Origin of the sequence: Pseudomonas sp. VI4.1, from assembly GCF_002029345.1 — a bacterium.
GTDB lineage: Bacteria > Pseudomonadota > Gammaproteobacteria > Pseudomonadales > Pseudomonadaceae > Aquipseudomonas.
In genome coordinates this window covers 1-25,843 of record NZ_MULM01000163.1, presented here as the reverse complement: position 1 = coordinate 25,843, position 25,843 = coordinate 1, and the positions used below count along the sequence as shown (strand labels likewise).

General features: G+C 60.7%; 25 protein-coding genes and 1 pseudogene. 6 read left to right on the top strand and 20 right to left on the bottom strand.

Annotation, left to right across the window (positions count from 1 at the left end; all coding sequences use genetic code 11):
* Positions 1-119 precede the first annotated feature (119 nt).
* The 10 genes and pseudogenes from BZ163_RS36490 to ubiE form a co-directional block, all read right to left on the bottom strand.
* A pseudogene (locus BZ163_RS36490) lies at positions 120-1,181 on the bottom strand (methyl-accepting chemotaxis protein); the annotation flags it as partial.
* A 193-nt stretch (positions 1,182-1,374) separates the two neighbouring features.
* Positions 1,375-2,082, bottom strand: a complete 708-nt coding sequence (locus BZ163_RS19130) for a 16S rRNA (uracil(1498)-N(3))-methyltransferase (RefSeq protein ID WP_128872213.1) — start codon at positions 2,080-2,082, stop codon at positions 1,375-1,377.
* Positions 2,079-2,873 carry a twin-arginine translocase subunit TatC gene (gene tatC, locus BZ163_RS19125; protein WP_128872212.1) on the bottom strand — a complete coding sequence of 265 codons (795 nt, stop codon included), beginning with the start codon at positions 2,871-2,873 and terminating at the stop codon, positions 2,079-2,081. The genes BZ163_RS19130 and tatC overlap by 4 nt, the downstream gene beginning before the upstream one ends.
* Positions 2,870-3,331, bottom strand: a complete 462-nt coding sequence (tatB, locus tag BZ163_RS19120; RefSeq protein ID WP_128872211.1) for a Sec-independent protein translocase protein TatB — start codon at positions 3,329-3,331, stop codon at positions 2,870-2,872. The genes tatC and tatB overlap by 4 nt, the downstream gene beginning before the upstream one ends.
* Before the next feature lie 10 nt (positions 3,332-3,341).
* Positions 3,342-3,620, bottom strand: coding sequence for a twin-arginine translocase TatA/TatE family subunit (locus BZ163_RS19115; protein ID WP_128872210.1), 279 nt, complete (start codon positions 3,618-3,620; stop codon positions 3,342-3,344).
* A 25-nt stretch (positions 3,621-3,645) separates the two neighbouring features.
* Positions 3,646-3,978: a phosphoribosyl-ATP diphosphatase gene (locus tag BZ163_RS19110; RefSeq protein ID WP_007899279.1), complete on the bottom strand. Its 333-nt coding sequence runs from the start codon at positions 3,976-3,978 to the stop codon at positions 3,646-3,648.
* Positions 3,971-4,372 (bottom strand): phosphoribosyl-AMP cyclohydrolase, encoded by a 402-nt coding sequence (hisI, locus tag BZ163_RS19105; RefSeq protein WP_054054645.1) that lies wholly within the window; start codon positions 4,370-4,372, stop codon positions 3,971-3,973. Before hisI ends, BZ163_RS19110 begins: the two co-directional genes overlap by 8 nt.
* 81 nt (positions 4,373-4,453) lie before the next feature.
* Positions 4,454-6,058: a ubiquinone biosynthesis regulatory protein kinase UbiB gene (ubiB, locus tag BZ163_RS19100; protein WP_128872209.1), complete on the bottom strand. Its 1,605-nt coding sequence runs from the start codon at positions 6,056-6,058 to the stop codon at positions 4,454-4,456.
* Positions 6,055-6,678, bottom strand: coding sequence for an SCP2 domain-containing protein (locus tag BZ163_RS19095; protein WP_128872208.1), 624 nt, complete (start codon positions 6,676-6,678; stop codon positions 6,055-6,057). Before BZ163_RS19095 ends, ubiB begins: the two co-directional genes overlap by 4 nt.
* A complete protein-coding gene (ubiE, locus tag BZ163_RS19090; RefSeq protein WP_007948968.1) occupies positions 6,678-7,448 on the bottom strand; it encodes a bifunctional demethylmenaquinone methyltransferase/2-methoxy-6-polyprenyl-1,4-benzoquinol methylase UbiE in 771 nt (256 codons plus the stop codon). The genes BZ163_RS19095 and ubiE overlap by 1 nt, the downstream gene beginning before the upstream one ends.
* A 155-nt stretch (positions 7,449-7,603) precedes the next feature.
* On the opposite strand from ubiE, the gene BZ163_RS19085 reads away from it, so the two are divergent.
* The 3 genes from BZ163_RS19085 (at position 7,604) to BZ163_RS19075 (ending at position 9,402) form a co-directional block, all read left to right on the top strand.
* Complete coding sequence (locus tag BZ163_RS19085) at positions 7,604-7,879, top strand: polyhydroxyalkanoic acid system family protein (RefSeq protein ID WP_128872207.1); 276 nt, start codon at positions 7,604-7,606, stop codon at positions 7,877-7,879.
* 262 nt (positions 7,880-8,141) lie between these two features.
* Positions 8,142-8,564, top strand: coding sequence for a phasin family protein (locus BZ163_RS19080; RefSeq protein WP_128872206.1), 423 nt, complete (start codon positions 8,142-8,144; stop codon positions 8,562-8,564).
* 10 nt (positions 8,565-8,574) lie between these two features.
* Positions 8,575-9,402 (top strand): phasin family protein, encoded by an 828-nt coding sequence (locus BZ163_RS19075; protein ID WP_128872205.1) that lies wholly within the window; start codon positions 8,575-8,577, stop codon positions 9,400-9,402.
* Positions 9,403-9,625: 223 nt separating this feature from the next.
* Here the strand turns inward: BZ163_RS19075 and BZ163_RS19070 are convergent, their stop codons facing one another.
* The 10 genes from BZ163_RS19070 to BZ163_RS19020 form a co-directional block, all read right to left on the bottom strand.
* Complete coding sequence (locus BZ163_RS19070; protein WP_128872204.1) at positions 9,626-10,246, bottom strand: TetR/AcrR family transcriptional regulator; 621 nt, start codon at positions 10,244-10,246, stop codon at positions 9,626-9,628.
* Between the two features lie 177 nt (positions 10,247-10,423).
* Entirely contained in the window at positions 10,424-12,106 is a 1,683-nt protein-coding gene (gene phaC / locus BZ163_RS19060; RefSeq protein ID WP_128872202.1) for a class II poly(R)-hydroxyalkanoic acid synthase, read from the bottom strand.
* A gap of 114 nt (positions 12,107-12,220) precedes the next feature.
* Positions 12,221-13,075 (bottom strand): poly(3-hydroxyalkanoate) depolymerase, encoded by an 855-nt coding sequence (phaZ, locus tag BZ163_RS19055; protein WP_128872201.1) that lies wholly within the window; start codon positions 13,073-13,075, stop codon positions 12,221-12,223.
* Between the two features lie 156 nt (positions 13,076-13,231).
* Positions 13,232-14,911: a class II poly(R)-hydroxyalkanoic acid synthase gene (phaC, locus tag BZ163_RS19050; RefSeq protein WP_128872200.1), complete on the bottom strand. Its 1,680-nt coding sequence runs from the start codon at positions 14,909-14,911 to the stop codon at positions 13,232-13,234.
* A 257-nt stretch (positions 14,912-15,168) separates the two neighbouring features.
* Positions 15,169-15,546, bottom strand: a complete 378-nt coding sequence (locus BZ163_RS19045; RefSeq protein WP_128872199.1) for a gamma-butyrobetaine hydroxylase-like domain-containing protein — start codon at positions 15,544-15,546, stop codon at positions 15,169-15,171.
* A gap of 136 nt (positions 15,547-15,682) precedes the next feature.
* Positions 15,683-17,020 (bottom strand): ATP-dependent protease ATPase subunit HslU, encoded by a 1,338-nt coding sequence (gene hslU, locus BZ163_RS19040; protein WP_128872198.1) that lies wholly within the window; start codon positions 17,018-17,020, stop codon positions 15,683-15,685.
* A gap of 56 nt (positions 17,021-17,076) precedes the next feature.
* Positions 17,077-17,607, bottom strand: coding sequence for an ATP-dependent protease subunit HslV (gene hslV, locus BZ163_RS19035; protein ID WP_007948954.1), 531 nt, complete (start codon positions 17,605-17,607; stop codon positions 17,077-17,079).
* Positions 17,608-17,907: 300 nt separating this feature from the next.
* A complete protein-coding gene (locus BZ163_RS19030; RefSeq protein WP_128872197.1) occupies positions 17,908-18,615 on the bottom strand; it encodes an SPOR domain-containing protein in 708 nt (235 codons plus the stop codon).
* A 1-nt stretch (position 18,616) separates the two neighbouring features.
* Positions 18,617-20,353: an arginine--tRNA ligase gene (argS, locus tag BZ163_RS19025; RefSeq protein WP_128872196.1), complete on the bottom strand. Its 1,737-nt coding sequence runs from the start codon at positions 20,351-20,353 to the stop codon at positions 18,617-18,619.
* A 326-nt stretch (positions 20,354-20,679) separates the two neighbouring features.
* A complete protein-coding gene (locus BZ163_RS19020) occupies positions 20,680-22,899 on the bottom strand; it encodes a primosomal protein N' (RefSeq protein WP_128872195.1) in 2,220 nt (739 codons plus the stop codon).
* Between the two features lie 287 nt (positions 22,900-23,186).
* On the opposite strand from BZ163_RS19020, the gene rpmE reads away from it, so the two are divergent.
* The 3 genes from rpmE (at position 23,187) to BZ163_RS19005 (ending at position 25,686) form a co-directional block, all read left to right on the top strand.
* Positions 23,187-23,420 carry a 50S ribosomal protein L31 gene (gene rpmE, locus BZ163_RS19015; RefSeq protein ID WP_028621753.1) on the top strand — a complete coding sequence of 78 codons (234 nt, stop codon included), beginning with the start codon at positions 23,187-23,189 and terminating at the stop codon, positions 23,418-23,420.
* 14 nt (positions 23,421-23,434) lie between these two features.
* Positions 23,435-24,235, top strand: coding sequence for a thermonuclease family protein (locus BZ163_RS19010; RefSeq protein ID WP_128872194.1), 801 nt, complete (start codon positions 23,435-23,437; stop codon positions 24,233-24,235).
* Positions 24,236-24,417: 182 nt separating this feature from the next.
* The gene (locus BZ163_RS19005; RefSeq protein WP_030129218.1) at positions 24,418-25,686 is read left to right on the top strand and encodes a malic enzyme-like NAD(P)-binding protein; all 1,269 of its coding nucleotides are present in this window, start codon (positions 24,418-24,420) and stop codon (positions 25,684-25,686) included.
* The last annotated feature ends 157 nt before the right edge of the window (positions 25,687-25,843 follow it).

Here is a 25,843-nt window from a genome sequence, read left to right as displayed (position 1 = left end):
TCGACCTTCTGGCTGTTGACCCCGGCGCTGGTCTGCTCGGTGACGGCGGATAGCTCTTCAGCAGCGCTGGCGATTTGCGTGACGCCATCGCTGATGCCACCGATCAGTTCGCGCAAGCCTTGGGTCATGCTCTGGATGGCGCGTTGCAGCTGGCCGAGTTCGTCCTGACGCTGCGACACGAGATTGTGCGTCAGATCACCCGCGGCGATGCGCTCGGCGACTTTGAGTGTCTGGTTGAGGGGAACCACGATCTGACGGGTGATGGCCCAAGCCGCGAGCAAGCCAAAAGCCAGGGCCAGCAGGGCCGCCAGCAACAGCATGTTTTTCGCGTGGGCGGCATCGGTGTCGCGCACCACGGTCTGCGACGCCGTCAGCTTTTTGCTCAGGTCGATGAGGATGTCGCCTTGGGCCGCCATGTGTTTCAGGGCGGTGGCGTTCGCCACCTGCGAGTCACGGAACTGGCCGACGGCAGCGCGATAACCTTTCAGCGATTCGCTGGCTTGTTGCAGATTGGCGAGGTGCTGTTCCGGCACCTTGGACGGCAGGTTTGCCAGGCTTTGCAGGGCCATGTCGATAGCGTCCAGCGCCGGTTGTTCGGCTTCGGCCTTGCCGCTGTAGGTATAACCGCGAACCTGATAACGCGCTTGCTGGAGCAGTTTGCTCAGCTCGATCACGTTGTTGTAGTCGGCGACGCTTTCGCCGTGCAGCAAGGATTGCTCCACGGCGGCGATCTGGGCCACGGCGTTGTCGGCGGTCGCTCCCAGCTTGCTGCGGGCATCTTCGCGAGTGACGGTGGCCTGGGTCATGTCGGCAAAGGCGCGCTTGTACTCGGCGACGGCAGCCAGTTGCTGGTCGAGCATGGCGGCGTCGGTGGGTTGTTCGATCAGCGTACGCGCGGTCTTCAAGCCGGTTTCGAGCTGGCCCAGCAGGTCATTGACCGCCCCCGGGCCCTGTTCGCCGCGACGCATGTCGTAGTCCAGGCGGGCAATGCGCAGGTCTTTGGTCAGCTCATTGAGGCTGGAAATGAACCCGAGTTTGTCGCCACGGCTTGTCACCTCGTTCAGGCCGGACCAGCCGGTGAAGGTGGTTAACAACGTCAGCAGGAGCACCAGACCGAAGCCGACACCCAGTTTGCGATTGACGCTGATGTTCCCCAGTTTCTCGGCTAGCCATTGGTACATGCTGCAACTCCCCAGAACCAAACGTTGGTTTTATGGGAGGTGTATCGGCAGGGTCACGACATTCTGTAGGAGCAGCCGGTCGACGCTCGATTGCTCGCGATGGGCGTAAAGTCGCCGCGCTCATCCAGGCCGCCTTCGTCATCGTTAACGACCTTCGCGAGCAAGCTCGCTCCTACAGGGGATAGAGGCGGTGTCAGAAGAGGCGTGAAAGCAGCGCGGTGACGGCGGTTTCGACCCGCAGGATGCGTTCGCCGAGCTGCACCGGTTGCAGCCCGGACTTGCCCAGCAGGTCTATTTCGTAGGGGATCCAGCCGCCTTCGGGGCCGATGGCCAGGGTCACCGGCTCATCCAGGCCACGGGGGCAGGGCGGGTAGTTGCCGGGATGACCGACCAGGCCGAGGGTGCCTTCGGTCGTCGCTGGCAGGCGATCTTCGACAAAGGGCTTGAAGCGCTTCTCGATGACGATCTGCGGCAACACGCTGTCCCGCGCCTGTTCGAGGCCGAGGATCAGTTGCTCGCGAATCGCCTCGGGCTCCAGGAAGGGTGTTTGCCAGAAGCTCTTCTCGACGCGGTAGCTGTTCACCAGCACGATGCGCGGCACACCCATGGCCGCCACGGTCTGGAACACCCTGCGCAGCATTTTCGGGCGTGGCAGGGCCAGTATCAGGGTCAATGGCAGCTTGGCGGGTGGGGGCTGATCGAGGATGACGCGCAACTCTGCTTCATCGGCGTCCAGGCGCAGCAATTCGGCCGAGCCCATCAAGCCGTCGATACGCCCGACCCGCAGGCTGTCGCCGACGACCGAACGATGAACTTCCTGCATGTGAGTCAACCGGCGATCACGCAGGATCACGCGGTCGGCCGCTATGAAATCGGCCTCTTCCAGGAGCAGCAGGTTCACGGCTGGGTCGCTGGCGGCTGGTCGTTGTGATCGTCAACCGGCTGGTCGTCCGGGTGCTCGCCGCGTTTGCTGATCAGGCCGCTGAACAGGATGCCGATCTCGAACAGCAGCCACATCGGCACGGCCAGCAGGGTCTGCGAGAAGATGTCCGGCGGAGTGAGGATCATGCCGACCACGAAGCAGCCGATGATCACATACGGCCGGATCTTCTTCAGGTAGACGACGTTGACCACGCCGATCCACACCAGCAGCACCACGGCTACCGGGATTTCGAACGCCACGCCAAAGGCGAAGAACAGCGTCATGACAAAATCGAGGTAGCTGCTGATGTCGGTCATCATTTCCACGCCGGCCGGGGTGGCGGCGGCGAAGAATTTGAAGATCAGCGGGAACACCAGGTAATAGGCGAACGCCATGCCGGTGTAGAACAGCAGGATGCTGGACACCAGCAATGGCACCGCGATGCGCTTCTCATGCTTGTACAGCCCCGGCGCGATGAAGCCCCAGATCTGATGCAGGATCACCGGGATGGCCAGGAACAGCGACACCATCATGGTCAGCTTCAGCGGCGTCAGGAACGGCGAGGACACGTCGGTGGCGATCATCGTCGCGCCGACCGGCAGGTACTGGCGCAGGGGCGTGGAGACGAAGGTGTAGATCTGCTGGGTGAAGGCGAACAACCCGGCGAAGATGATGAAAATCGCCGCTACACAGCGCAGCAGGCGGGTACGCAACTCGGTGAGGTGCGAAACCAGCGGCATGTGCTGGTCGTTTTCGGGGAGATCGCTCATGAGACTCGCGGCGGCAAAGTGGTGTCGTGAGGAGCCGGCGTTGTCGGCGCGGCGGCAGGAGCAACAGGTTCTACGGACGCGATAACCGGCGGCGGTTCAACAGCTTTCACCGTTTCCGTCGTTACCTGGGCAGGCGCAGGGTCTGCAGTCGGAGCATGAATCGTCTGCTCCGCCACAGGTTCAACCGGCTGAACCGGTGCGGCCTCTTGCTGAGTCGGCGTGAAAATCTTCCGCGCCTCCTGCTCCAGCGACAGAATGTGCTCGTTGTGCAGCTGCCGACGAATCTCGTCGGCACCGATTTCACGTTCAACTTCCTGTTTGATCGCGTTGAAGCTGCGCTTCAACCGCCCGACCCACAGGCCAGCGGTGCGCGCTGCACCCGGCAGGCGCTCGGGGCCCAGCACCAGCAGGGCCACGAGGCCGACGAGCAGCAGTTCAGGGAAGCTGATACCAAACATTAGTCAGTGCTCACACGTCTTTGCGGATCGGCTCTTCGACTTTTTGCGCCTGCACGTCGATGGTGTGCGGCTGGTTCACGGACTGTGCGGTCTGTGGTTGAGCAGGTGGAACCGGTTGTTGCGGGGTCACCGTCGGATCAGCCGGCTTGTCTTCATCGTTCATGGCCTTGCGAAAGCCCTTGATCGACTCGCCCACGTCGGTGCCGAGGTTTTTCAGCTTCTTGGTACCGAATACCAGCACCACGACAACCAGGATGACGACCCAGTGCTTCCAGTCAAAAATACCCATGATGCTGCTCCTCTCTAATAGTTGTTCAGGCGGACGGGCGCGAGGCTTTCTCGGCGTGTCCGGACAGACCGAAGCGACGGTCCAGTTCATCGAGTACAGCCTGTGGATGTTGCCCCAGTTGGGCGAGCATGACCATGCTGTGGAACCACAAATCGGCGGTCTCGTAGATCACATCGCTGCAGTCGCCGCTGATGGCGGCGTCCTTGGCGGCAATGATGGTTTCGACCGACTCTTCGCCGACTTTTTCCAGAATCTTGTTCAAGCCCTTGTGGTACAGGCTGGCGACATACGAGCTGTCGGCGGCGGCGCCTTTGCGCTCTTCCAGTACCTGGGCCAGACGGGTCAACGTATCACTCATGGGTGTGTCCTGCGCTGTAGATGGCGTGCGGGTCTTTCAGGACCGGGTCGACGGTTTTCCAGTCGCCGTTCTCGAAGACACGGTAGAAGCAGCTCTGGCGGCCGGTATGGCAAGCGATGTCGCCGATCTGCTCGACCATCAGGATGATCACGTCGGCATCACAGTCCAGGCGCATCTCATGCAGGGTTTGCACGTGCCCGGATTCTTCGCCCTTGCGCCACAATTTGCCACGGGAGCGCGACCAGTAAATGGCGCGGTTCTCGGCAGCGCTCAGTTCCAGCGCTTCCCGGTTCATCCAGGCCATCATCAGGACGCGTCCGGTCTTGTGATCCTGGGCAATCGCCGGCACCAGGCCATCGGCGTCCCACTTGATCTCGTCCAGCCAGTTTTTCATCATCGACTCCGACAGCGGGCCCGACACTTCATTAGTCGGGCACAGGCGTTGAAACAGTGTGCCAGCGTGCGGGGGCGCTGGCTATCGGCGAACGACCAGATACAAGCCGACGGCCACCATGATGCCAGCCGGCCAATGGCCCATTTCGTTCAATGGCCCACCCGCGGCGAGTATCGTGCCGCCGGCCAGGTGCGCACAACCGAGCAGGCGCAGGAGCCAGTCGTCCTTGCGTCGATGCCACGGCGGTGGAGGATCATGGGCGTGGGGCTGGGACATGCGCTCGAGCAGGTCGCGGGCCATGTTCGCCAGGTGCGGCAACTGTTCGAACTGGCTCTGCACATTGCCGAGTAAGGCTTTGGGGCTGACCCGCTCGCGCATCCAGCGTTCGAGGAATGGCTGGGCGGTGTTCCACAGGTCAAGGTCCGGGTACAACTGACGGCCCAGGCCTTCGATGTTCAACAGGGTTTTTTGCAGCAGCACGAGCTGCGGCTGCACTTCCATGTTGAAACGTCGAGCGGTCTGGAACAGGCGCATCAGCACCTGGCCGAAGGAAATATCTTTTAACGGTTTTTCGAAAATCGGCTCGCACACGGTGCGGATCGCCGCTTCGAATTCGTTGAGTTTGGTTTCCGCCGGCACCCAGCCCGAATCGATGTGCAATTGCGCCACGCGACGATAATCGCGCTTGAAGAACGCAAACAGGTTGCGCGCCAGATAGTCCTGATCTTCCGGGGTCAGGCTGCCGACGATGCCGCAGTCGATCGCAATGTATTGCGGGCTCCATGGGTTGACGGTGCTGACGAAGATGTTGCCCGGGTGCATGTCGGCGTGGAAGAAGCTGTCGCGGAACACTTGGGTGAAGAAGATCTCCACGCCGCGCTCGGCGAGCATTTTCATGTCGGTGCGCTGGTCGGCGAGGGTGGCCAGGTCGGTGACCTGGATTCCGTAGATACGCTCCATCACCAGCACTTTCGGCCGGCACCAATCCCAATAGACTTGTGGTACGTAGAGCAGGTCCGAGCCGTCGAAGTTGCGCTTCAACTGGCTGGCGTTGGCCGCTTCGCGCAACAGGTCGAGTTCGTCGTAGATGGTTTTTTCGTAATCCTGGACCACGTCCACCGGGTGCAGCAGGCGCGCATCGGCCGAGAGCTTTTCGGCGGCGCGGGCGAGGATGAACAGCCACGCCAGGTCCTGGGCAATGATCGGTTTCAGGCCCGGGCGGATGACCTTGACCACCACTTCTTCGCCGGTTTTCAGTTGCGCGGCATGCACCTGCGCCACCGAGGCCGAGGCCAGCGGTTCGACGTCGAAGCGGCTGAACACTTCACTGATTTTTTTGCCGAGCTGTTCTTCGATCAGATTGACCGACACTTGCGAGTCGAACGGCGGCACCCGGTCCTGCAGCTTCATCAGCTCATCGGCGATGTCTTCCGGCAGCAGGTCGCGGCGAGTGGAGAGAATCTGCCCGAACTTGATGAAAATCGGTCCCAGGTCCTGCAGCGCCAGGCGCAATCGCGCACCACGGCTCAGGTCCAGGGTCTTGCGCGGAAACCAGCGCCACGGCAAGGCATAGCGCAGCGCCAGCAGAAACCAGGGCAGCGGCAGGGCGAACAGCAGGTCATCGAGGCGGTAGCGGATCACAACGCGCTGGATGCGCAACAAACGGCGGACGGCAAGCAGCTTCATGCGTTATCGCTTGGGTCGAGGGATCGGGAAAGGCGCTCGAAGCGCGCCTCGAGACGTTCCAGATCGAGTTTGATCTGGTCCAGTTCACTGAAACGGGCTTCAGCTTCGCGCTGACCGACGAGGGTGCGCGATTCTTCGGCCAGGTATTCGCCCAGGTTCTGATTCAGGCTGGCGAACCCTTGCTGATACCAGCGTGCGCGGCTGCGCAGATGACCACCGACCAATTGCGTGGCGACCGGGCCCAGCCAGCGCGAGAGCTCGTACTCCCAGTCCAGTTCCAGGTCCTGGAGGATCGCCGCCAGTTCCAGCAATACGCCGCTGTCGCCGTCGAGTTCGACTTCAGGACCATGCAGGACCGAGGTCTTGTCCTTGCTCATCGCCAGTTTCAACAGGCTCGAGGCCGGTGCACGCAAGGTGCAGTCGGCGCCGGTTTCCCAGTGGGCGGCGAGCATCAGGCCTTCATCGCTGGGCAGGATGAACAGTTGCAGCGCCGGGCTGCGGCAGTCGACGGCAATCACCTTGCCGCTCAAATGCGCCAGCCGCGGCAACGCCGTGCTGTCGAGCCGCAGCACCCGGTTCAGACCAAGTTCGACGCTGGCGAGCAGACCGGCCAGCAACATCAGGGTTTGATGCCGCGGTGCAGGGCCACGATGCCTGCGGTCATGTTGTGATAGGTCACGCGGTCGAAACCGGCCTCGACCATCATCGACTTCAAGGTTTCCTGATTCGGGTGCATGCGGATCGATTCGGCCAGGTAGCGATAGCTCTCCGAGTCGTTGGTGATCAACTTGCCCATCAGTGGCATGAAGGCGAACGAGTAGGCGTCGTAGGCCTTGGACATCAGCGCGTTGGTGGGCTTGGAGAACTCCAGCACCAGCAAGCGGCCACCCGGTTTCAGCACGCGCAGCATCGAGCGCAGCGCGTCTTCTTTGTGAGTGACGTTGCGCAGGCCGAAGGCGATGGTCACGCAGTCGAAATGGTTGTCCGGGAACGGCAGCTTTTCCGCATCGGCCTGGACGAATTCGACGTTGCCGGCCACACCCAGGTCCAGCAGGCGGTCACGACCGACCTTGAGCATCGATTCGTTGATGTCGGCCAGCACGACCTGGCCGGTCGGGCCAACGAGGTGCGAGAATTTCTTGGTCAGGTCGCCGGTGCCGCCGGCGATATCCAGCACTCGGTTGCCGGTGCGAACGCCCGACAGTTCGATCGCAAAACGCTTCCACAAACGGTGCATGCCGCCCGACAGGAGGTCGTTCATCAAGTCGTACTTGGCCGCTACCGAGTGGAAAACCTCAGCGACTTTTTCCGCCTTCTGGCTTTCCGGAACGTTTTTGAAGCCGAAGTGAGTGGTGGGTTCGGCATCGCTGCCTTTGCGCTGATCAGTCATATCGCTGTCACCAAAAGAGAATGCGGGACATTCTAATCCCGGTGGCCTGCTTTGTCTTGGCAAGGCTGAAGGTAAGATAGGCAATCGCCGGGACGTTTTGCCGCAGCAGCGGTCAAGATGCTTCAGGAAAGTATCCATAAAGCAGGAGTCATTCGATGGCCCGTATTAGTGTTGAGCGTGCCCACGGCCTGGGCAAGGAAGCGGCCCGCGAGAAGGCCGACAAGTTGGCGCAGAAGCTGTCCGAGCAATATGGCCTGGTACCGCAATGGTCCGGCGATACGCTGAACCTCAAGCGTTCGGGTGTGAAAGGCGAGGTGCATGTCAGCGAAGACTCGATCCGCGTCGATGTGGAGTTGGGCCTGATGATGTCGGCCATGAGCGGCATGATCAAATCGGAAATCGAGAAGGCGCTCGATAAAGCGTTGGCCTGATCCGCGACCTTCTATGAAATGCGATCAGTGTGGGAGCGGGCTTGCTCGCGAATGCGGTGTGTCATTCAGCACTGATGTCGACTGATTTACCGCATTCGTCGGAACGCCGCCCGGAGCAAGCCCGCTCCCACAGTTGGTTGCGGTGTGCTCGAAGTTTTATGTCAGTTGTTAGGGTGCCGTTTCTAATTATTCTCACTACTTTGTGCCTGAGCCCGACGCTTTCGCGGGCAGTTCCTCAAACCTTCTGCGCGTGAGGTGCACCATGGCCAAAGTTATTTTGAAGAAAAAAATCGACGCTTCGACAACGGCTCTGAGCGACGTCAAATCCTATGCTCGCAAAATCTGGCTGGCAGGCCTGGGGGCTTACGCCAGGGTCGGCCAAGAGGGTAGCGAGTACTTTCAAGAGCTGATCGTGGCCGGTCAAGCTGTTGAAAAGAAAGGCAAAGAAGCCGTTGCCGAGAAGCTCGAAGCGGCTAATGCCGAGATTGATGAAGCCAAGACTGAAGTCAGCTCTTTCAAAGGCAAGGTCGAAGTTCAACTCGACAAAGTCGAGAAGGCTTTTGACTCGCGTGTCGCAAGTACCTTGAATCGTATCGGCATTCCGTCTAAACATGACGTGGAGACACTCTCTGCCAAGCTCGATGAGCTGACGGCATTGCTCGAACGCGTCGCGCATAAATCTTAAGGAGAACGGGATGGCTGGTAAAAAGAACACCGATAAAGAAGGCAGCTCGTGGATCGGGAAAGTCGAAGACTACTCCCGCAAAATCTGGCTGGCTGGTTTGGGCGTGTACTCGAAGATCGACACTGACGGCAGCAAGCTCTTCGATGCATTGGTTAAAGACGGCGAGAAAGCCGAGAAGCTCACCAAGAGCGCTGTCGATAAGAAAGTCGATGCCGCCAAGGATTCCGCTTCGTCGGCCAAGTCGCGTATCAGCGGCGTGAAAGATCGTGCAATGGGCAAGTGGGATGAGCTGGAAGGGGCTTTCGACAAGCGCCTGAACAGCGCCATTTCGCGCCTGGGTGTACCAAGCCGCAATGAGGTCAAGGCACTGCACAGCAAGGTCGATACCCTGACCAAGCAAATCGAAAAACTCACCGGTGCCAAGGTTGCGCCTGTTGCGGCCAAAACCGCAGCAGCGAAACCGGCTGCCAAGCCGCTGGCCAAGGCTGCCGCTAAACCAGCCGCCAAGACCGCCGCCGCCAAACCTGCAGCAGCCAAGCCAGCGGCCAAACCGGTCGCTGCCAAAGCGGCGGCTAAACCGGCAGCCAAGCCTGCAGCCAAGCCTGCAGCGAAAACCGCAGCAGCCAAACCGGCCACCAAGGCAGCAGCAAAACCTGCCGCCGCGAAGAAGCCGGCCGTGAAAAAACCGGCAGCGCCGAAAGCTGCTGCACCAAAACCAGCAGTGGCTGCCGCCACCCCGGCAACCCCGGTCAGCACATCGAACTCCGCTGCTGCACCGACCCCTGCTGCAACCCCGACTGCCGCGCCAGCGCCATCGACGCCAACCAGTCAGTCCTGATTTTTCCGGGACTCAAGAGAACGCCCGACCTGCAAAGGTCGGGCGTTTTTGTTTGTGATCCACTGTAGGAGCTGGCTTGCCAGCGAAGACGTCGTCACAGCCAACAAAATGCTGAATGACACACCCCTTTCTCCGTAGGAGCCGGCTTGCTGGCGAAGGGATCGCTGGATTTTGCGGTGATTTTTCGATCGCCTTCGCTGGCAAGCCAGCTCCTGCAGGGGGGTTATTCGTGTTCTTCGAGATATTGAAGTGCCATTTGCTCGGTCGCCACCTTGATCGGTGGCAACAGATGCGGCGCCACCAGCATCATGATCTGATATACCACCAGCCTCACCTCACCCTCGCGATCAAGAATCCGTTGGTAATCCAGCGAGAACAACAGTGTCATGGTGATCTGCTCCACCAACTGGCCCAGCGCCTGGGTGTCGCTGACCAACTGCCCCTGAGCCTTCAACTGCGCCAGCAATGAAGCCAGCGTGCGCTTGAGCGCGTTGAGCAGGTTGCGGATGCCCTTGGCCAGCTTCGGCAGGCGCCCGGCCAGGTTCGACAGGTCCTGGAACAGAAACCGGTAGTGCGCCAGGCGCTCGACGATCAGGTGCAGGAACAGCCAGTAATCTTCGGGGGCCAATTCGACATCGGCCGGCGGATCGAGCAGTGGTGCAAGTTCAGCCTGAAAGCGCTCGAACAAGCCGAGTATCAGCGGTTCCTTGCCGTGGAAGTGGTAGTAAAGATTACCCGGGCTAATCCCCATTTCATTGGCAACTTCCATGGTGGAGACGTTCGGTTCGCCCTTCTGATTGAACAACTGCAGGGCACATTCGAGGATCCGGTCGCGGGTTTTCATCCAGTCTTCTTATTGATCGAGTCATGCCACAGCCAACGCCTGTCCCTGTAGGAGCGAGCTTGCTCGCGAAAAACGAGGGGAACACGCGGTTGACCAGGCAGCACGCGTTATCGTTAACGTCCATCGCGAGCAAGCTCGCTCCTACAGGATTGAAGGCTGGCTGCAGCGTTTTAAGGTTCAGCGCACGCGCACGTAAGTGCCGGGCGCTGCCTCCATCGGTGGATAATTCTGGTTGCCCAGCGTCATCCGGGTTTCTTTCAGTGCGCCTGAACGCTCCTGAATCCAGCCCAGCCATTGAGTCCACCAGCTGCCGTCGACTTGCTTGGCGTCGTAATACCAGGCTCGTGGGTCGCCGCTCAGCTTCGTGCTTTCGACGAAATTGGCTTTCGGGTTGGAGGGCGGATTGAGAATGCTCTGCACATGCCCGCTGTTGGAGAGTATGAAGCGCCGCTCTCCACCCAGTAGCAGGGTGGAGCGGTACACCGCGTCCCAGGGGGTGATGTGGTCATTGATACCGGCCACACTGAAGCTGTCGACCGTGACTTTCTGCAAGTCGATCGGCGTACCGCACACTTCAAGGCCGCCCGGATGACTCAGCGGATTGTGCTTGAAGAAGTCCAGCAGGTCGCCATGGAGGGCCGCTGGCAGGCGCGTGCTGTCGTTGTTCCAGTAGAGAATGTCGAACGGCGGCGGTTCCTTGCCCAACAGGTAGTTGTTGACGAAGTAACTCCAGATCAAATCGTTGGGGCGCATCCAGGCGAAGACCTTGGCCATGTCTCGACCGTCCAGCACGCCTTTCTGATAGGACCGGCGCTTGGCTGCCTCGAGGGTTTGCTCATCGGCGAACAGGGTCGCGGGCGTGTCCATCTGACTGTCGAGCAGGCTCACCAGGTACGTCGCGCTGGATACCCTGCGCAGTTGTCGCTTGGCTTGCAAATGCCCTTGCAGGGCGGCGATGGTCAGGCCGCCGGCGCAGGCGCCCATCAGGTTGACCTCGCGGGCGCCGGTGATCGCCCGGCAAACGTTCATCGCTTCTTCCACGGCTTCAACGTAGGTCGACAGCCCCCATTCGCGATGGCGCACATCAGGATTGCGCCAACTGATCATGAAGGTTTGCAGGCCGTTTTTCAGGGCGAACTGGACGAAGCTGTTGTGGGGGCTCAGGTCGAAAATGTAGTACTTGTTGATCTGCGGCGGCACCACCAGCAAGGGTTTGGAATACTGTTTTTCGCTCATTGGCTTGTACTGGATCAGCTCCAGCAGCTCATTGCGAAACACCACGGAGCCGGTGGTGGTGGCGACCGTTTTGCCCACTTCGAAAGCTTGTTTGGTGACCTGCCTGGGCAGGCCGTCGTTGTGCAGCAGGTCGTCGACCAGGTGGCTGATACCGCGCACCAGGCTGTTGCCGCCGGAATTGAAGATCTCTTTGATCGCCAGCGGATTGAGCAAGGTATTGGACGGGGCCAGGGCATCGTTGAGCAACGCGAACGCGAAGTGGGCACGGGCGCGATCGTCCGGGCTCATGTTGCTGTCGTCGATCCAGTGTTTGACTTGCTTTTGCCAGCTCAGATAAGCCTGCAGGCTGCGACGATAAAAAGGGTTGAGGCTCCATGCGGGGTCGGCAAAGCGATTGTCCTGCGGATTGGTCGGGTGCAGGGTTTCACCCAGCAGCACTCGACCCAACTGGCCGCCCAGTTTCAAGGCGTGTCGGGCGGTGTGCACCGGGTTGCGCAAACCATGGGCGGCAACGCTGCGCAGGGTTGAAAACAGATCCCGACCCCGCAGGCCGGTAATCGCACTCTGTGCATTGATGAACGCGGCGGGAGTCGGTAAAAATTCCCTCGCTGGTTTATCGCGCATGACTCAACACTCCTTGGTCTTCAGGCCCAAAACAAATACGTCGAACCAGAACACCATAGTCGCTGTTACGGGTTGTTGCGCGCAGCGGCGTCCTGCCGGCCGACAATGGGCCGGTTAACCGCCCAATGGCGCCGGATGCGGATGCATGACCGCGCGCTGCCTTTCTTCCTCAAGGAATTTCATGATGATCGGTGCCACTGCTTCGGCCCGGGTAATCAGGAACAGATGCCCGTCATCGATGATGTGCAACTGAGCGTTGGGAATCCGCCACGCCAGCACACGCATGTTGATCAGCGGGATCAGCGGATCGTCGTCGCCGGCCAGCACCAGGGTTGGCTGATGGATCTTGTGCAGCCAGTGAATGCTGGTCCAGCCGACGCCCGCGAACAACTGCCAGTAGTAACCGAGCTTGCCCGCGGAGCGCACCTTGGCGGCGTGGCTGGCGGCGAGGGTTGGATCGCGCCGGAACGCACCGCCGTAAATCATCGGCGCAATGCGGATGACATGAGACGGCTGGATATAGCGCCGTGGGCTGGCCATCAGCCATAGCACTTTGGGCTTGCCCGGCACCATCACCGCGCCAGCCGCCGTGGCCGCCAGAACGAGTTTTTTGCACCGCTCGGGGTAGTCGAAGGCGAACTGCTGGGCGAGGGCGCCACCCCAGGACACGCCGATCACGTTGACTTTTCCATAGTCGAGATAGTCGAGCATCCGCGCCGTGAGTTTCGCCAGGCCCGGAAAACGATACGGTCGGTTTGGCGTCGACGAGCCGCCGACCCCGGGTACATCGAAGGCGATGACTTCCAGGTCCGGGTCCAGCGCTGCGATGAACGGAAACACCAGCTCCAGGTTGGCGCCAATGCCGTTGAAAATCAGCAAGGGCGTCAAGTGAGGCTTGCCGGGGCGTACCGCCGTGCGGAGGGTCTGGCCATCCAGGTCGACGGTACGAAATATGAACTGTTGCGGCATGCTTCAAACCCTGTGGGTGAATTCGTACTCGATCCCCTGTAGGAGCGAGCTTGCTCGCGAAAAACGACAGGACAACGCGTGATCCAGGGAGTATGCGTTCTCGTTGACGTCCATCGCGAGCAAGCTCGCTCCTACAGGTAGAGCGAGGTGCGTCGATTACCGCTCGTGTACGTAAGTGCCCGGTGCCGCCTCGCCTGGCGGATACGCCTTGTTGCCCAGTTTCGCCGGAGCCTTTTTCAGGTCGCCCGAACGCTCGGCCTGCCAGGCCTGCCAATGCAGCCACCAGGAGTCAGTGTGCTTGGTGGAGTTTTCTTGCCAGTCCTCGGCCTTGACCGGCATTTCGCTGCTGGTCATGTAGCGCGATTTCGGATTGCCCGGCGGGTTCAGAATGCTCTGGATATGCCCGCTGCTGGACAGCACGAACTCGACCTTGCCGCCGAACAGTTGCGCCGATTTGTAGCAGGACTTCCACGGCGTGATGTGGTCGTTGGTCCCGGCCAGGGAAAAGATGTCGACAGTGACCTGCTTCAGGTCGATCGGCGTACCGCACACTTCCAGTGCGTCGGGGCGAATCAGCGGGTTGTTCTTGAACAGTTCGATCAGGTCGCCGTGGAATGCCGCAGGCAACCGCGTGGTGTCGTTGTTCCAGAACAGGATGTCGAACACCGGCGGCTCGTTGCCCAGCAGGTAGTTGTTGACCCAGTAGTTCCAGATCAGATCGTTGGGGCGCATCCAGGCGAAGACTTTCGCCATGTCGCGGCCTTCCAGCACACCGGCCTGATATGAGTGGCGCTTGGCGGATTCGAGGGTTTGTTCATTGACGAATAGCGCCACGTCGCTGTCCAGCGTGGTATCGAGCACGCTGACCAGCAAGGTGAGCGCATTGACCTTGGTTTCGCCAAGCGCCGCATAGTGACCCAGCAGCGCGGTGCAGGTGATGCCGCCGGAGCAGGCGCCGAGCATGTTCACGTCTTTGCTGCCAGTGATCGCGGTGACCACGTCGACCGCTTCCTTGAGCGCCTCGATGTAGGTCGACAGCCCCCACTCGCGCTGCTCCTTGGTCGGGTTGCGCCAGCTGACGATGAAGGTCTGCACGTTATTGCGCAGGCAGAACCGCGCCAGGCTCTTGTCCGGGCTCAGGTCGAACACATAGAACTTGTTGATCTGCGGCGGCACCACCAGCAAGGGCCGCTCGTGCACCTGCTCGGTGGTCGGCCGGTACTGGATCAACTCCAGCACGTCGTTGCGGAAGACGACTGCGCCTTCGGTCACGCCCAGGCTTTTGCCGACTTCAAATGCGCCCATGTTGACCTGGCTCGGCATGCCGCCGTTGTGCACCAGATCCTTGGCCAGATGCGAGAGGCCGTCGAGCAGGCTTTTGCCGCCGGTTTCGAAGAAGCGTTTGACCGCTGCCGGGTTGGCCGCGCTGTTGGTCGGCGCCATGGCTTCGGTCATGAGATTGATCACGAAATGCCCGCGACTGGCATCATTGGGCGACAGATTGCTCTCGTCGATCCAGTCGTGGAGCTCCTTGCGCCACGCCAGATAAGTTTGCAGATAACGTTTGTAGAGCGGGTTCTGGCTCCAGGCCGGATCCGCGAAGCGACGGTCATCGCTTGCCGGTTGCAGCCCGGACTTGCCGAGCAGCACGTGCGTGAGTTCACGACCGAAATGGGCGACATGTTTGGCACTGTGAATGGGTTGTTTGATGGCTTGCCTGAGCACCATCCGAGCAGACGCCAGCAGATCCTTGCCACGCAATCCAACGACAGGATTCAGTCCCAAGGTGTTTTCCGAGGCCTGATACTTCAAGTCATCGTTATTCTTGTTACTCATCTACGACGCTCCATTGTCCCGAGACGAGTACCCGGGCCGGCTGCGCAGTCTCACAGCCAATGCCAGGTACTACTGCTCGGGTGACCGTTAATTCTGCATCGCTGCTTTTCAGTACAGCGAGCACTGCAGGGACCTTGCCAGTTCCATTGGTTACCCGAGTTTAATTTTTTTCGCAAGCAGGCCAATCGTCGGCCTGTAAGCCGAGCATTCAAACAGATGAAATTAGAAAATGCCTTCTAAAGAACGAGAGGCCCGACCTAGAGCATCAGCTTGACGATGGACTCGCTTGGGTCACGGGTTTTTCCGGCCGCCTTGAGCTCGGCAAGATAATCGTTCCAGAGATCCTCTTGGCGCATGCCCAACTGGTACAGGTATTCCCAGGTGAACAGGCCGCTGTCGTGGCCGTCGTCGAAGGTCAGTTTCAGTGCGTACTGGCCGGCCGGTTCGACCTTGGACAGGCCTACGCCGATCTTGCCAAATTGCAGGATGGGTTTGCCGTGGCCCTGGACCTCGGCGGAGGGAGAGTGCACCCGAAGGAATTCGGCGGGCAGGTGAAATTCCTCGCCGGTCGCGTATTTCAGCGACAGGGTTTTCGAGGCTTTGTGCAGTTTGATGTCGGTGGGGAGTTGGGTCATGGCCTGAGTTCCGTTATGGGTGGAACCCTGCAGGAGCGAGCTTGCTCGCGATGGACGTTAACGATAACGCGTACTTACTGAATACACGCGTCGCCCTCAGGTTCATCGCGAGCAAGCTCGCTCCTACAAGTGTGGCTTACAGGATATAACGGGACAGGTCTTCGTTCTGCGCCAATTCGCCCAGGTGGTTGTTGACGTAGTCGGCGTCGATCAGGATCGCCTTCTCCTCGTGGGCGCTGGCCAGATCGCCGGCGCTGAACGACACCTCTTCAAGCAGGCGCTCGAGCAGGGTGTGCAGGCGGCGGGCACCGATGTTCTCGGTCTTCTCGTTGACCTGCCAGGCGATCTCGGCGATTCGCTTGATGCCGTCCGGCTGGAACTCGATGACCAGGCCTTCGGTTTTCAGCAAAGCGCAATACTGCTCGGTGAGCGAGGCGTGCGGCTCGCTGAGAATGCGTTCGAAGTCTTCAGGCGTCAGCGCCTTCAGCTCGACGCGAATCGGCAGGCGACCTTGCAGCTCGGGCACCAGGTCGCTCGGCTTGCTCAAGTGGAACGCACCGGAGGCGATGAACAGGATGTGGTCGGTCTTGACCATGCCCAGCTTGGTGTTGACGGTGCAGCCTTCGATCAGCGGCAGCAAATCGCGCTGCACGCCTTCACGGGACACGTCGACTCCACCGGAGTTGCCGCGCTTGGCGACCTTGTCGATTTCGTCGATGAACACGATGCCGTGCTGCTCGACCGCTTCCAGGGCCTTGGCCTTCAACTCTTCTTCGTTGACCAGGCGACCGGCTTCTTCGTCACGCACCAGTTTCAGTGCTTCCTTGACCTTGATCTTGCGGCTTTTCTTTTTGCCCTTGCCCATGTTGGCGAACAGGCTCTGCAACTGGTTGGTCATTTCTTCCATGCCCGGCGGCGCGGAGATATCGACGCCGACCACTTCGGCAACTTCGATTTCGATCTCCTTGTCGTCCAGCTGACCTTCGCGCAGGCGCTTGCGGAACAGCTGGCGGGTGTTGGAATCGGCCGACGGCGCGGCGTCTTCGTTGAAACCCATGCGTGCCGGTGGCAACAGGGCGTCAAGGATGCGTTCTTCGGCGGCGTCTTCGGCGCGATGGCGAACCTTGGTGATTTCCTGTTCGCGCAGCAGTTTGATGGCCGCGTCAGCCAGGTCGCGAATGATCGATTCTACGTCGCGACCGACATAACCGACTTCGGTGAACTTGGTCGCTTCGACTTTGATGAACGGTGCGTTGGCCAGTTTGGCCAGGCGCCGGGCGATCTCGGTTTTACCGACGCCGGTCGGGCCGATCATCAGGATGTTCTTGGGGGTCACTTCAACGCGCAGCTCTTCAGGCAGCTGCATCCGACGCCAGCGGTTACGCAGCGCGATGGCGACGGCGCGCTTGGCATCGTCCTGGCCGATGATATGGCGATTGAGTTCGTGGACGATTTCACGGGGAGTCATGGACATAAGTATTTGGCGGACCTCAAGCAAGAATGAGCCGTGGCACAAAGGCCTGAACAGGCTTACTCGGCGCAGTCCTGCTCCTCAATGGTCTGGGTGTGGTTGGTGAATACACAGATGTCGCCGGCGATGCCAAGTGCGGTTTCGACGATTTCCCGGGCGGACAGATCGGTTTTCTTCAGCAGCGCGCTGGCGGCGGCCTGGGCATAACCACCCCCGGAACCCATGGCGATCAGCCCTTCTTCGGGTTCGACCACGTCGCCGTTGCCGGTAATGATCAGGGACGCGTCTTTGTTGGCGACCGCGAGCATGGCTTCGAGGCGGCTGAGGGTGCGGTCGGTGCGCCACTCTTTGGCGAGTTCGACGGCGGCGCGAACCAGATGACCCTGATGTTTCTCGAGCTGGCCTTCGAAACGCTCGAACAGGGTGAAGGCGTCGGCAGTGGCGCCGGCAAAGCCGGCGATCACCTGGCCGTGGTACAGGCGGCGAACTTTCTTCGCGTTGCCTTTCATCACGGTATTGCCCAGAGAAACCTGGCCGTCGCCGCCCATGACGACTTTGCCGTGGCGGCGAACTGAAACGATGGTGGTCAAGGGAGAGTCTCCACGCAGTGGGGCGAAAATGCCTTATGCCAACTCATATGGGGGTGGTGATGCGTTTTTCAACTGCGGGGAGGGAGAGAGGACGAGCGGTGTGGTTTTGGCGAGGTGTGTGTTGCGTGTGCTGACGCCATTCGCGAGCAAGCCCGCTCCCACACTGGATTTGTGTTGTTTGCAGGTTCTATGGCAAACGGAGATTCAATGTGGGAGCGGGCTTGCTCGCGAAGGAGGCGACCCGGTATTCCAGGCCGCCCAGAGCATTTGCCCCGTTATTATCTCTTGAGGCTGTGTCCTTTAACGGCTCTGGCGTTGTTGTAACAACAGGTTGCTGAAACCGCTGCCGGCCAGTTGTTTCTGGGCGGTGGTCAGTTGCTCGCGGTTGCTGAACGGTCCGACCAGTACCCGATACCAGGTTTCATCTTTCACGGTGCCGGATTCAACCGCCACCGCCTGACCGAGCAGGATGATCTGCGCGCGAACCTTGTCCGCGTCAGCTTCTTTGCGGAACGAGCCGGCCTGCAGGAAGAACTTGGTCACCGGTGCCGCTTTGGACACCGGCGGCGCTGGCGGCGGAGTAATCCCGGCCAGTGCGGCCTGAGCCCGCGCGGTATCGATCTTCGCCGCTTGCTCCGGCGTCACCGGCGTGGTCGGAATGGCCGGCACTTGTGGCGTCGGCAGGGTTTTCTCCGGCACCGCGTCCGGCGGCACGATCACTTCCGATTCCGGCAGCAAGGTATAGAAGTCGTATTTCGGCTTCACCGGCTGTGTCGGGCTCGGCGGGGTCTTGTTGGCCTCGGCGATCCGGGTGGCTTTCTGCTGCTCGATTTTCTCGCGCTTGACGCTCTCGCTGCCCTTGCCCGGTTCCAGCTTCATCAGGAACACGATAAACGCGCCGACCGTGAGGCCGATGGCCATCCACAGCCAGCCCGGAATCGGTTGCTTTGCAGGAGCTTGGTAACGGCTGGCGCCACGCTTGGGTGCAGGTTTTTTCTTGGCGGCCAACTTACATACGCTCCAGAGTTTCCAGACCCAAGAGTTCCAGGCCTTGCTTGAGAGTGCGGCCGGTCAGCGCGGCGAGGCGCAGGCGGCTCTGCATTTGCGCCGGGGTGTCGGCGCCGAGGATCGGGCAGTTCTCGTAGAAACTGGAGAACAGGCCTGCGACATCGTACAGGTAGGTGCACAGAATGTGCGGCGTACCTTTGTCGGACACGTTATTCAACACTTCGCCGAACTGCGCCAGTTTCGCGGCCAGTTCGTGTTCGTGTGCCGCCTCGAGGACGATCTGGCCTTCGACTTCGCTGAAATCCTTGCCGAGTTTGCGGAACACTCCGGCCACGCGGGTGTAGGCGTACAGCAGATACGGTGCGGTGTTGCCTTCGAAGTTCAGCATCAGGTCGAAGTTGAAGCTGTAGTCGCTGGTGCGATGCTTGGACAGATCGGCGTACTTCACCGCGCCAATGCCCACGACCCTGGCGATGTTGCGCAGTTCGTCCTCAGCCAGTTCCGGGTTTTTCTCTTTCACCAGGTTGTAGGCCCGTTCCTGGGCTTCGGTCAGCAGGTCGATCAGCTTCACGGTGCCGCCGTCACGGGTCTTGAACGGACGGCCGTCGGCGCCGTTCATGGTGCCGAAGCCCATGTGTTCCATCTCCATCGGGTGCGTCACGAAGCCGGCCTTGCGCGCCACGGCGAACACTTGCTGGAAGTGCAGGGCCTGACGTTGATCGACGAAATACAGTGCGCGATCGGCCTTGAGCTTGCCGCTGCGGTAACGCACAGCCGCCAGGTCGGTGGTGGCATACAGGTAGCCGCCGTCGGCCTTGACGATGATCACCGGCAGCGGGTCGCCATCGGCGTTCTTGAACTCGTCGAGGAACACGCACTGGGCGCCGTTACTTTCGACCAGCATGCCGGCGGCCTTGAGGTCGTTGACCACGTTGATCAGGTCGTCGTTGTAGGCGCTTTCGCCCATCACGTCGGCCATGGTCAGTTTGACGTTCAACAGCTCGTAGATTTTCTGGCAGTGGGACAGCGAGATGTCCTTGAACTTGGTCCACAGCGCCAGGCAGTCCGGGTCACCGGCTTGCAGCTTGACCACCAGGCCTCGAGCCCGGTCGGCGAATTCTTCGGATTCATCGAAACGTTGCTTGGCCGCGCGGTAGAAGTTTTCCAGGTCCGACAGCTCGTCGCTGGTGACCGGGTTTTCCTGCAGGTACGCCATCAGCATGCCGAACTGGGTGCCCCAGTCGCCAACGTGGTTCTGGCGGATCACTTCGTCGCCGAGGAACTCGAGGACCCGCGCCACGCCGTCGCCGATGATGGTCGAGCGCAAGTGGCCGACGTGCATCTCTTTGGCCAGGTTCGGCGCCGACAGGTCGACCACGGTGCGCTGCGCCGCACCCGCCTTGCGCACGCCGATGTGAGCGTCGGCCAGGGCGGCATCCAGGCGAGTGGCCAGGGCCTGGGTGTTCTGGAAGAAATTGAGGAAGCCCGGGCCGGCGATTTCGGCTTTGGAGACGTTTTCGTCGGCCGGCAGCGCGGCGATGATTTTCTCGGCCAGGTCGCGCGGCTTCATGCCGGCCGGTTTGGCCAGCATCATCGCGATGTTGCTGGCGAAATCGCCGTGAGTCTTGTCACGGGAGTTTTCCACCTGAATCGCCGGCGACAGGCCTTCAGGCAACACACCTTCGTTGACGAGTTGGGTGATGGCTTGTTGGATCAGCTGGCGAATGGTGTCTTTCATGGTCTTCTCTTTCGACCGCAAGCGCGGCGGCGCTTCAATGCGCTGGTGGAAAAACTGGGCATTATCCGTGGCGAAGGCGGGCTTGCCAACTATAGCGGGCAGGTTGTGGATATGTGGTGACTATTCGGCCGCTTTCGCTGTAGGAGCGGGCTTGCTCGCGAATAACCTGAGAACGCCGCGGGGTGTCAGGTTTGCAGCGTTATCGTTGACGACCATCGCGAGCAAGCTCGCTCCTACAGGGGGATATGCATCGATCACACAACCGATGAACACCACAGGCCCGTTGTGGGAGCGAGACCGGCTTGCCCGCGATGGCGATCTTGAAATCAATACAAATCCACCGGATCCACATCCAACGACCAGCGCACCGCCCGCCCACCAGGCATCTGCTCCAAAATCAGCAGCCAGCTACTTAATAGTCGATGCAGTGGTGCGCGAGCCGTCGCTTGTAGCAACAACTGCGCACGATAGCGCCCGGCCCGTCGTTCCATCGGTGCCGGTACCGGCCCGAGCAGCTCGATCCCGGTCAGGTTCTGTTCGGCCAGCAAACGCTCGGCCTCGCTGCACGCTTCATCGAGAAAACCTTCGGCCTGCCCCGGTTTGTGCGCTTCGGCCCGCAGCAGCGCCAAGTGCGCAAACGGCGGTAGTCCTGCCGAGCGACGTTCGCTCAACGCCTGCTCGGCAAACGCGAAATACCCCTGTTCGGTCAATTGCACCAGCAGCGGATGGTCTGCAAGGTGGGTTTGAATGATCACCTTGCCCGGCTCTTCAGCCCGGCCTGCGCGGCCTGCGACCTGGACGATCAGCTGCGCCATGCGTTCGCTGGCGCGGAAGTCGCCGGAGAACAGGCCGCCATCGGCATCGAGTATCGACACCAGGGTCACCCGTGGGAAGTGGTGCCCTTTGGCAAGCATCTGCGTGCCTACCAGAATGCAGGGATGGCCTTTCTGGATAGTGGCGAACAGCTGGTTCATCGCGTCCTTGCGTGAAGTGCTGTCGCGGTCGACCCGCAGCACCGGGACGTCGGGGAACAAAATAGCCAGGCGTTCCTCGGCGCGCTCGGTGCCGGCCCCTACCGGGCGCAGGTCGACTTTCCCGCACTTGGGGCAATGCCGGGGCACGCGTTCGACGTAGCCGCAATGGTGGCAGCGCAACTCGCCGGAGCGCTGGTGCACGGTCATCCGTGCATCGCAGCGTTGGCATTCGGACATCCAGCCGCAGTCGTGACACAGCAGCGTCGGCGCAAAACCGCGGCGGTTGAGAAAAACCAACACCTGCTGACCCGCCGCCAGTGTCTGGCCGATGGCCTGCTGCATCGGCCCGGAAATGCCGCTGTCCAGGGGGCGGCTTTTCACGTCGAGACGCAGAAAGCGCGGTTGCTTGGCGCCACCGGCGCGTTCATTCAGGCGCAGGAGTCCGTACCGACCGGTATAGGCGTTATGCAGGCTTTCCAGTGACGGCGTGGCGGAGCCGAGGACAATCGGAATATTTTCCTGCCGTGCCCGCACCAACGCCAGGTCGCGAGCGTGATAGCGCAGGCCCTCCTGCTGTTTATAGGAGCTGTCGTGCTCTTCATCGATGATGATCAGGCCGGGGTTCTTCATCGGGGTGAACAGCGCCGAGCGGGTGCCGATAATGATGTCGGCCTCGCCGTCCCGCGCGGCAAGCCAGGCGTCCAGGCGCTCACGATCATTGACCGCCGAGTGGATCAGCGCGATGCGTGCATTGAAACGCTGCTCGAAGCGCGCCAGGGTCTGCGGGCCGAGGTTGATCTCCGGGATCAGCACCAGTGCCTGCTTGCCCGCTTCAAGAGTTTCGCGAATGAGCTGCAGATACACTTCGGTCTTGCCGCTGCCGGTGACGCCGGCCAGTAAAAACGCATGATAACTGTCGAAACCGGCGCGAATCGCTTCATAAGCCGCACGCTGCTCGGGATTGAGCGGCAGCTCCGGTTGCGCCAGCCAGCGTTCGTGGCGCGCGCCGGGGGCGTGCCTGCGGATTTCCACCTGTACCAGGTCTTTGGCCAGCAACAGGTCGAGGCTGTCCTTGCTCAACATCAGTTTGCTCAGCAGCTGATGGGCGACGCCGTGGGGATGCTGGGCCAGGGTCGCCAGGGCCTCACGCTGGCGCGGGGCGCGGGCGATGCGTGGGTCATCGAGGCTGGCGCCCGGCGCAGCGGACCAGAAACGCTCCTGGCGCGCTTCGGCCAGTTCGCCCTGGCGCAACAACACCGGCAGCGCCCAGCTCAAGGTATCGCCGAGGCTGTGTTGATAATACTGGGAGGTCCACAGGCACAGCTTGAACAGCGCCGGCGGCAATGGCGGCGTGGCGTCGAGCAGGGCCAGGGCCGGTTTGAGCTTTTCTGCCGGGACTTCGCTGGTGTCGGTGACCTCCACCAGAATCCCGATCATCTCCCGTCGGCCGAACGGCACCCGCAGGCGCATGCCCGGATGCAACTGGGCGCGCAGCACGCCGGCCGGGGCACGGTAATCGAACAGGCGGCGCAGCGGCGAGGGCAGGGCGAGGCGCAATATGGCGTCGGGCACGCGGGGGGATCTCTTTGGGCGGGCAATAAATGCAAGGCTGGACGCAATACCTGTAGGAGCGAGCTTGCTCGCGAAGGTATTCCAGCCGCTGAGTGGCGTCGGTTGTACCTTTTTCGCGAGCAAGCTCGCTCCTACAGAGCAATGTGCTTTGGACCGGGAGCCTAGCAGACGGTCGGTGTGAGGGACAGCTTGCGTGATTTGAAACCTCTGGTAGAATCCGCGGCCTAATTACGTGCGGTATTCAACAATGGTGTTGAGTGGCGGCACGCTAGCCTGAGGAATACACCATGAAAGCCGATATCCATCCAGCATACGAAACCATCGAAGTAACTTGCAGCTGCGGCAACAAGTTCGAAACCCGTTCGAACCTGTGCAAGCCACTGGGTACTGACGTATGCAACGAGTGCCACCCGTTCTACACCGGTAAGCAGAAGACTCTGGATACTGGCGGCCGTGTACAGCGCTTCGCAGACCGTTTCGGTGCGTTTGGCAAAGCCAAGGCTCCTGCTGCGGCAGAGTAAGGTTACAAAGCCCCATGGGCTTTACCTTGCTGATGAAAAAGGCGTCCCTTGCGGGCGCCTTTTTTGTGTCTGCGTTTTGGCTATGTGCTGCCCAGGCCTTCTGCCCGGCGCCGGACGGCCTGGCCTCGGTCACGGTGCAGCGGGTGGTGGACGGCGACACGCTGCGCCTGAGCGATGGCCGCAGTGTGCGCATGATCGGTTTGAATACCCCGGAGCTGGGCAGGAAAGGCCGTGCCGACGAGCCGCTCGCCGTGACGGCCCGCAAACGCCTGCAAGCGCTGGTTGCGGCCAGCGACGGACGGCTCGCAGTGCTGCCCGGCAAGGAAAGCAAGGATAACTACGGCCGTACCCTGGCTCATCTCTACAGCGCGGATGGCGCCAACCTCGAAGCGCAAATGCTCGCTGAGGGCCTGGGATTCCAGGTGGCCGTCGCGCCCAATGTCGATCTGGTCGCCTGCCAGCAAGCCGCGGAACGCAGTGCCCGTCAGGCCGGGCTGGGCGTGTGGCGACAATCACCTGTTTTGAAAGCGGAGCAGATCAACACGTCCGGTTTTGCCGTGCTCAGCGGTCGTGTGAGCAAGGTACAGCGCAATCGCGGCGGGGTTTGGATCGAGTTGCAGGATGCAGTTGTATTGCGCGTTGCACCCAATATGCTTGGCCAGTTCGATGTGGCGGCGCTTGAGCGGCTCAAGGGCAAGCAGATCGAGGCGCGCGGCTGGGTAGTGGATCGTTCGCGCCGCGGTGGGCGCAAAAACGGGCAGGCGCGCTGGTTATTGCCACTGACCCATCCGGCGATGCTGCAAGCGCTACCCTGATAAAAAATTGTAGACATTTTTTATGTCGATTGTGAACAGTCCATCCCTTGTGTTCCGTGGCTCTTGGCCCAAAGTCGTAGGGCAGGCCGCTTGACAGCGGTGACTGGTCAGTCTTGTGGGGACTTTGCGACACGAGTATCCTCGGCGATCCGTCTGTCCAACAGTAAAAGCGGAATGCCCACATGTCTGATCTGAAAACTGCCGCTCTCGAATATCACGCCCATCCTCGTCCAGGGAAGCTGAGTGTCGAGCTCACCAAGGCCACCGCTACCGCCCGCGACCTGTCGCTGGCCTACAGCCCCGGCGTAGCCGAACCAGTACGCGAAATCGCCCGCGATCCTGAACTGGCCTACAAATACACCGGCAAGGGCAATCTGGTTGCAGTCATTTCCGATGGCACAGCGATTCTCGGCCTGGGTAACCTCGGCCCATTGGCTTCCAAGCCAGTGATGGAAGGTAAAGGCGTGCTGTTCAAGCGCTTCGCCGGCATCGACGTTTTCGACATCGAAGTCGACTCCGAAAGCCCGCAAGCCTTCATCGACACCGTCAAGCGCATCTCCATCACGTTTGGTGGCATCAACCTGGAAGACATCAAGGCACCCGAGTGCTTTGAGATCGAACGCGCCCTGATCGAACAGTGCGACATTCCGGTCTTCCACGATGACCAGCACGGCACCGCGATCGTGACCGCAGCCGGCATGATCAACGCCCTGGAAATCGCTGGCAAAACCCTGGCTGACGCCAAGATCGTCTGCCTGGGCGCCGGTGCTGCCGCCATCTCCTGCATGAAATTGCTGGTGAGCATGGGCGCCAACATCGAAAACATCTACATGGTTGACCGCACCGGCGTGATCCACTCCGGCCGTGACGACCTGAACCAGTACAAGGCTGTTTTCGCTCACGCGACCGAGAAACGCACCCTGGCTGACGCGCTGGAAGGCGCTGACGTGTTCGTAGGCCTGTCCGGTCCGAACCTGCTGAGCGCTGAAGGCCTGAAATCCATGGCGGCCAACCCGATCGTGTTCGCGTGCTCGAACCCGGATCCGGAAATCTCCCCGGAACTGGCGCATGCCACCCGCGACGACGTGATCATGGCCACCGGCCGTTCGGACTACCCGAACCAGGTCAACAACGTACTGGGCTTCCCGTTCATCTTCCGCGGTGCCCTGGACGTTCGCGCCAAGCGCATCAACGAAGAAATGAAAGTGGCTGCGGCCAACGCCCTGCGTGAACTGGCCAAACTGCCAGTGCCTCAGGAAGTGTGCGACGCCTATGGCGGCATCAAGCTGGAATTCGGTCGTGAGTACATCATTCCGAAACCAATGGATGCCCGCCTGATCACCCTGATCTCCGATGCCGTGGCCAAGGCTGCGATCGAGACCGGTGTGGCGACCCTGCCGTATCCGAAGAACTACCCGCTGAAAAGCGTGGATGATGTGTTCAACGGTTAAGTCGTTGTAGCGCTTCAACCGAAAGCCCCGATTCGTATGAGTCGGGGCTTTTTTTTTTTATGTCTGAGAGGTTTGTGTCGTTTGTGAGGGCCTCTTCGCTGGCAAGCCAGCTCCTACAGGATCAGAGGCATTTCGGCGGACCCCTGTAGGAGCTGGC

Excerpts from the sequence above, each read along its gene's own strand:
- hisI (WP_054054645.1), bottom strand. The coding sequence starts at position 4,372 with ATGAAAAACTGGCTGGACGAGATCAAGTGGGACGCCGATGGCCTGGTG.
- ubiE (WP_007948968.1), bottom strand. The coding sequence starts at position 7,448 with ATGACTGATCAGCGCAAAGGCAGCGATGCCGAACCCACCACTCACTTC.
- BZ163_RS19115 (WP_128872210.1), bottom strand. The coding sequence starts at position 3,620 with ATGGGTATTTTTGACTGGAAGCACTGGGTCGTCATCCTGGTTGTCGTG.
- BZ163_RS19075 (WP_128872205.1), top strand. The coding sequence starts at position 8,575 with ATGGCTGGTAAAAAGAACACCGATAAAGAAGGCAGCTCGTGGATCGGG.
- BZ163_RS19110 (WP_007899279.1), bottom strand. The coding sequence starts at position 3,978 with ATGAGTGATACGTTGACCCGTCTGGCCCAGGTACTGGAAGAGCGCAAA.
- phaC (WP_128872200.1), bottom strand. The coding sequence starts at position 14,911 with ATGAGTAACAAGAATAACGATGACTTGAAGTATCAGGCCTCGGAAAAC.
- rpmE (WP_028621753.1), top strand. The coding sequence starts at position 23,187 with ATGAAAGCCGATATCCATCCAGCATACGAAACCATCGAAGTAACTTGC.
- BZ163_RS19085 (WP_128872207.1), top strand. The coding sequence starts at position 7,604 with ATGGCCCGTATTAGTGTTGAGCGTGCCCACGGCCTGGGCAAGGAAGCG.
- BZ163_RS19010 (WP_128872194.1), top strand. The coding sequence starts at position 23,435 with ATGGGCTTTACCTTGCTGATGAAAAAGGCGTCCCTTGCGGGCGCCTTT.
- hslU (WP_128872198.1), bottom strand. The coding sequence starts at position 17,020 with ATGTCCATGACTCCCCGTGAAATCGTCCACGAACTCAATCGCCATATC.
- BZ163_RS19070 (WP_128872204.1), bottom strand. The coding sequence starts at position 10,246 with ATGAAAACCCGCGACCGGATCCTCGAATGTGCCCTGCAGTTGTTCAAT.
- phaZ (WP_128872201.1), bottom strand. The coding sequence starts at position 13,075 with ATGCCGCAACAGTTCATATTTCGTACCGTCGACCTGGATGGCCAGACC.
- BZ163_RS19095 (WP_128872208.1), bottom strand. The coding sequence starts at position 6,678 with ATGTTGCTGGCCGGTCTGCTCGCCAGCGTCGAACTTGGTCTGAACCGG.
- BZ163_RS19005 (WP_030129218.1), top strand. The coding sequence starts at position 24,418 with ATGTCTGATCTGAAAACTGCCGCTCTCGAATATCACGCCCATCCTCGT.
- BZ163_RS19080 (WP_128872206.1), top strand. The coding sequence starts at position 8,142 with ATGGCCAAAGTTATTTTGAAGAAAAAAATCGACGCTTCGACAACGGCT.
- phaC (WP_128872202.1), bottom strand. The coding sequence starts at position 12,106 with ATGCGCGATAAACCAGCGAGGGAATTTTTACCGACTCCCGCCGCGTTC.
- tatB (WP_128872211.1), bottom strand. The coding sequence starts at position 3,331 with ATGTTTGGTATCAGCTTCCCTGAACTGCTGCTCGTCGGCCTCGTGGCC.
- BZ163_RS19045 (WP_128872199.1), bottom strand. The coding sequence starts at position 15,546 with ATGACCCAACTCCCCACCGACATCAAACTGCACAAAGCCTCGAAAACC.
- tatC (WP_128872212.1), bottom strand. The coding sequence starts at position 2,873 with ATGAGCGATCTCCCCGAAAACGACCAGCACATGCCGCTGGTTTCGCAC.
- ubiB (WP_128872209.1), bottom strand. The coding sequence starts at position 6,058 with ATGAAGCTGCTTGCCGTCCGCCGTTTGTTGCGCATCCAGCGCGTTGTG.
- argS (WP_128872196.1), bottom strand. The coding sequence starts at position 20,353 with ATGAAAGACACCATTCGCCAGCTGATCCAACAAGCCATCACCCAACTC.